Raw genomic sequence first — 5086 nt, forward strand, 5'->3', positions numbered from 1 at the left:
GCTGATGACCGGGCTCGAACCGGTGACCTCGTCCTTACCAAGGTCGTGCTCTACCTCCTGAGCTACATCAGCAAAAGGTTGGTGGACCGCGTAGGACTTGAACCTACAACCGTCCGATTAAGAGTCGGATGCTCTACCAATTGAGCTAGCGGTCCGAACTGTGTCCGTCTTGCGCCACTCCCACTGGTGGGCGCATCGTTATTCTATCCGGTCGACAGCTTCCTGTCAACACCCCGCACCGCCTCCAGCGCGGCCCGGGAGCGGAAACACTGCGGCGCAGCCTGCCAGAGCAGCGCGTAGCACGTGCGAATCGCCTCTTCCAGATCCCAGCAGATCTGCCAGCGGTACACGTACGGATCCATCTCATTCTCATGCCCCAGCCACACCCGGCTGCGGTAGGCCACCTTGCGCCCGCTGCCCGACAGCGGCTCAGCCATCACCATCAGCTGCACCTGGTACCCGTCAGGCAGGTCCAGAAACAGGTCAAAGACCTTACCCTCATCCAACCGCCAGCCCTCCCCGCCCGGTCTCCGTAAATCCCTACGTACCGAGGCATGGCAAAGTTCACTGCGCGGCAGCATAAGTCTATTCCTTCTCACCCTGGATTTGGGGTCCTTGTAGTTTTTCATTGGGTATGAGTATAATAGTGTTACTGCAAACGATGAGGGGGACGAACGTGGAAGAGATCCTCCGGGCTTACCGCGATCGCGCATACACGCTTCTGGCTGAGAACCGTGCCCAATCCCGTGAGGGCATCGAGCTCCTCGTGCGGGAGCGGTTGCCCTCCGTGGCTGCTGCCCTCAGTTGGGAAGGCCCTGCGCTCACCACCGCGCAGCTCGACGCCCTGTACCACGAGCTGTTGGAGATCTCGTTCACCATGTTTTCGCTGGGGTACACCGTGGCCCATACCCTCGACCAGCCGGTCAAGAGCCACGCGTAGCCGGGGACTCATCGATCCAGCCCTGTCGTCCCCGGGCCGGGGCCAGGGCGCTCGCACCAGGGACATCCTGGCGCGAGGTGGTCCTGGTCTGCCTTGCCCGGACCCCACCTCTGTCACGCCTGAAGCAGCCATCGAACATCCCGAGAAGAAGACCGGCATCACACCCACCCAGCAGGTCTCAACAGCGCCCGACCTACCCGGTCGGGCTTTTCTCTTCCTCCCGGCGGGGCGGCCGGACGGGCACCACCTGCAGCGGGTGCACCTCGGTCAACTGCTCCAGCACGAACTTCCCCAGAACCCGCAGCAGCCCGGCGGTGGGGAGTGCGAAGATCAGCCCCCACGGGCCCGCCAGGTAGCCGCCGGAGAGCACCACGAAGAGCACCACAATGGGGTGGAGCCCCACTGACTCGCCCATGATCTTGGGCGAGAGCACCGCGTTCTCCAGCTGCTGAATGGCGAGGAAGGCCAGCGCCACCTGCAGGCCGCGCCACGGGGACACGGCGAAGCCGGACAGCACGGCCGGCACCGCGCCCAGCACGGGCCCCACGTAGGGGATGAACTCCATCAGGCCGGCCCAGATGCCCAGCAGCATGGCGAACCGCAGTCCGAAGAGGGCCGAGACCAGCGCCGCGAGGCTCCCCACGGAGAGTCCGAGCAGCACCTGGCCCCGTACGAAGCCCGAGATCACGCGGTCCAGGTCACGCAGCAGCTGGATGATCTCCTGCCGGTAGCGGCGGGGCAGCGCCCGGACGAAGCGGTCGCGGAAGTAGTCGAGGTCCTTCAGCAGGTAGAACGCCAGGAACGGCGCCAGGAGCAGGCTCACGAGGAAGCCGGCGGCCGCCTCCAGCGTCTGGATGTCCACCACCCGCCGGAGTGCGGCCACGGACCGGACCTCGATGGTGGTGATCAGCCGGTCGAGGCTCTCCCTCAGCTCCGGCGGCAGGCCGGTGTCACGCGCCCAGCGCTGCAGGCCGTCTGCGATGTCCCGGGCCTGTGCGGAGTAGAGCGGAATGGCGTCCGTCAGCCGCCGCACCTCCGTCAGGGCGGACGGCACCAGTTTGATGACCACCAGGGCCCCCACGCCCGCCAGCGCCGCGTAGACCGCCAGGATGGCCCAGCCCCGCGGCAGGCCCAGCCCGGACACCCGGTTCACCAGCGGCGCCAGCAGATAGGCCAGCACCACCGCCAGGAGAAAGGGCGCCAGCACCGGCCGGACGGTCCAGAGCACCCACAGGGTGGCCACGGACAGTCCGCCCAGCACCAGCGCCGCCAGTACACGCCGTCCCCGCCGCGTCACGGCCTAGTCCGGTTCCCCCGGCATGGCGTCCGCCACCGCGTCGACTCCATCGCGCCACATCCGCCGCATCTGCTGGCCCATCCGGCCCATGCCCTGCATCATCGGCTGCCGCGTCTGGGGCGTCAGGGCAATCACCAGGATGGCGCCCAGGGCCATGCCGGCCAGAATCCCCGAAATGAAGGCGCCGTTGTTGTACCGCATCGTGTTCATCTCCTATCGACGACGTTCGTGGGTCGGTCCGGTCAACACCGACGCTTCCGGCGCCTGGTGCTCGGCGGCGGCGACGAGCTCGCCGTCGGCGCCCAGGTGGTAGATGCGCACAGCACCGCGCCCGGTGTTGAACTCGACGCAGCAATCCCAGCAGTAGTATTGCTCCGAACCGACGCGGCCGATACTGCGCCCGCCGCAGTTAGGGCACCTCACCCCATCAGCCCCCCTTCCTCGCCGCCTGCGGAACTAAGGCGAATCGCCCCCTCGCCTGCGATTGCCGGACCGGTCAGGGGGAGGATCGCCTTCCCGCTTAACAGGTCATCCACAAAACCACGGGAGAGCTGAAAGGCGTGAATCTGGCCCGTTGCCGGGTCGAAGTGCAGGTCGTCCAGCGTCCCCAGTTCCTCGCCGGAGCCGTCGAGCACCGGCAGGCCAGTCAGGTCCGACCCCGGCCGGGTGGCGTCTTCAGCCTCCAGGTATTGCTCCTCACCCGCCACGATGCAGGTTTCCCCCACGCTCTGCACGGCGCGGTAGTCCAGCACCTTCCGGCGGCTGAAGAGGCCGCCGCTCTCGAGCACCAGCCCGCGCAGCCGGAGGCCGTCCCGGCTGAGCAGAAGCTCCTGCACCCGTCCGATCGGCCTGAGCTGCGGACCCGCCAGTACCGGAAGTCCGATGAGGTCACTCGCCCTGGGCACGACTGCATCGACCCCTCGCTCACCGCAGTTGTGATCGTCCTGTCACACCTGCCAGTCTGCCCCAAGATTGCACGCAAAAAACATGTTCGGCCGCCTGCGTGCGCCGGTCGCCCCAGGGCCCGCCCCCGCCCGCGCCGAGTCTGCCACGGATCTCGGACACCGTCCGCACCAGGCTCGCACTGGCCCGGGCAGGAGGGTTCAAAATACCGGTCAGGATTTCCCCGGATTTTCGGGGAGATAGGGGGCGCTTTTTCCCTATTTCCGTACCCCGAAAGGCCGTTTGAAGCGCTTCAAGTCCGCCCGCCAGGGCGGTTTCGACAGGGTCACACAGGATTCGACAGAATGTTGGCTGGGGCCAAGTTTACATAACCGGAATACGGGGCGATTTTTCCCCCTATCTCGTCCAAAATACAAGGCAGTTTTTCCCCGCATTTTCCGGGCCAGCCGGGGGGCTGACGGATGCGGGCCCCAGGGGGCAGTGGGGGGCCAGCGCACGGGCCGTTCCCGCGCTGGCCGCGAAAAAGCCGCCAGGCTGCGCAGCCTGGCGGCGCGTGCATGCCCGTTGCGGGCATGCCATCTCATGAAATCGCCTTCTCAATCGTACCCCCGCCGAGCACCCAGTTCCCCTCGTAGAAGACCACCGCCTGGCCCGGCGTGATCGCCCGCTGCGGCTGGTCGAACTCCACCCGCACCGTGCCGTCGTCCTGCGGGTAGAGGATGCAGTCCGCCTCGGGGGCCATGCGCCGGATCTTGGCCCGGCAGCGGCGGGGGGCGGTGAGACCGGGGATTGCGATCCAGTTCAGGTCGGCGGCGATGAGACCGCCCCGGTAGGTCTCCTCCTCCTCACCCACGATCAGGGCGTTGCGCTCCGCGTCCAGTTCGACCACGTAGACCGGCCGGGGGGTCGTCAGTCCCAGGCCCTTGCGCTGCCCCACGGTGTAGAGCGGCAGCCCCTGGTGCCGGCCGATCACCTCGCCGCGGGTGTTCAGAATCGGGCCGGGCACGATCGCCTCGGGCACCCGCTCCTTCAGGAAGCGGCCGTAGTCGTTGTCGTAGACGAAGCAGATCTCCTGGGAGTCGGGCTTGTCGGCCGTGACGAAGCCGTACTTGGCCGCCAGGTCCCGCACCTCCCGCTTCTCCATCCCGCCGACGGGGAAGAGCGTGTGGGCCAGCGCCTCCTGCGTGAGGTTGTGGAGCACGTAGGTCTGGTCCTTCCGGGCGTCGCGGGACTTGCCCAGGAGCCAGCGGCCCGGATAGCGCTCGTCATGCCCGATGATGGCGTAGTGGCCGGTAGCCACGTAGTCGCACTCCAGCTGGCGCGCCTTTTCAAGAAAGGCCGAGAACTTCACGTAGCGGTTGCACGCAATGCAGGGGTTGGGCGTGCGGCCCCGGGTGTACTCCTCGATGAAGTAGTCGATTACGGTGCGGGCGAACTGCCCCTGGAAGTTCATCACGTAATAGGGGATGCCCAGCTTGTTCGCCACGGAGCGGGCGTCTTCCACCGCCGCCAGGGAGCAGCAGCCCGAGTGCTGGTTCATCTGAATCTCTTCCGGAATGTCGTCGGTCCACGTGTTCATGGTGACGCCGATCACCTCGTAGCCCTGCTCCACCAGGAGCGCAGCCGCCACCGAGGAATCGACGCCGCCGGACATTGCCATCAAGACCCGCTTGGCCATGGTCGCCCACCCCCTTTCTCGTTCTCAACATAGTCTGGCCCGAATGGCGTTGCCGCCCCCATCGACCGCGCCCGGTCGTCACCTGGGCGAGCACCCCGTCCGGGCCGTGCAGTGGCCAGTCGGGCAGGGACGCTTCCCGGCGTGGCCCACCGGCATCAGCCAGAGCGCATCCTGCACCGTTGCGCATCGCCAGCAGGCCGGTAACCCTCCACAGAAGCGGCGGGGGCGCGAACCCGCGCCGCCCCAGACACGAGAGAAGACAAACAAA

At 66.9% G+C, this 5086-nt stretch carries 7 protein-coding genes and 2 tRNA genes; 1 reads left to right on the top strand and 8 read right to left on the bottom strand.

The annotated features are described in order from the left end of the window. The 3 genes from AB2385_RS16520 to AB2385_RS16530 form a co-directional block, all read right to left on the bottom strand. Positions 1-72 (bottom strand) — tRNA-Thr (locus tag AB2385_RS16520). 7 nt (positions 73-79) lie between these two features. After that, positions 80-155, bottom strand: a tRNA-Lys gene (locus tag AB2385_RS16525). A 48-nt stretch (positions 156-203) separates the two neighbouring features. Next, entirely contained in the window at positions 204-506 is a 303-nt protein-coding gene (locus AB2385_RS16530) for a hypothetical protein (protein ID WP_367656113.1), read from the bottom strand. 170 nt (positions 507-676) lie between these two features. On the opposite strand from AB2385_RS16530, the gene AB2385_RS16535 reads away from it, so the two are divergent. Further along, on the top strand, positions 677-940 hold the full coding sequence (locus AB2385_RS16535) for a hypothetical protein (RefSeq protein WP_367656114.1): 264 nt from the start codon (positions 677-679) through the stop codon (positions 938-940). A gap of 193 nt (positions 941-1133) precedes the next feature. On the opposite strand, the gene AB2385_RS16540 is transcribed toward AB2385_RS16535, so the two are convergent. The 5 genes from AB2385_RS16540 to mnmA form a co-directional block, all read right to left on the bottom strand. After that, entirely contained in the window at positions 1134-2237 is a 1104-nt protein-coding gene (locus tag AB2385_RS16540; RefSeq protein ID WP_367656115.1) for an AI-2E family transporter, read from the bottom strand. 3 nt (positions 2238-2240) lie between these two features. Beyond that, on the bottom strand, positions 2241-2438 hold the full coding sequence (locus AB2385_RS16545; protein ID WP_367656116.1) for a hypothetical protein: 198 nt from the start codon (positions 2436-2438) through the stop codon (positions 2241-2243). Positions 2439-2450: 12 nt separating this feature from the next. Next, a complete protein-coding gene (locus tag AB2385_RS16550; protein ID WP_367656117.1) occupies positions 2451-2660 on the bottom strand; it encodes a hypothetical protein in 210 nt (69 codons plus the stop codon). Then, entirely contained in the window at positions 2657-3142 is a 486-nt protein-coding gene (locus tag AB2385_RS16555; RefSeq protein WP_367656118.1) for a PRC-barrel domain-containing protein, read from the bottom strand. Before AB2385_RS16555 ends, AB2385_RS16550 begins: the two co-directional genes overlap by 4 nt. Before the next feature lie 578 nt (positions 3143-3720). Next, positions 3721-4818 (bottom strand): tRNA 2-thiouridine(34) synthase MnmA, encoded by a 1098-nt coding sequence (mnmA, locus tag AB2385_RS16560; RefSeq protein WP_367656119.1) that lies wholly within the window; start codon positions 4816-4818, stop codon positions 3721-3723. Positions 4819-5086 lie beyond the last annotated feature (268 nt).

The sequence above is a fragment of the Symbiobacterium sp. genome, from assembly GCF_040797425.1.
Classification (GTDB): Bacteria; Bacillota; Sulfobacillia; order Symbiobacteriales; family Symbiobacteriaceae; genus Symbiobacterium.

Excerpts from the sequence above, each read along its gene's own strand:
- AB2385_RS16545 (WP_367656116.1), bottom strand. The coding sequence starts at position 2,438 with ATGCGGTACAACAACGGCGCCTTCATTTCGGGGATTCTGGCCGGCATG.
- mnmA (WP_367656119.1), bottom strand. The coding sequence starts at position 4,818 with ATGGCCAAGCGGGTCTTGATGGCAATGTCCGGCGGCGTCGATTCCTCG.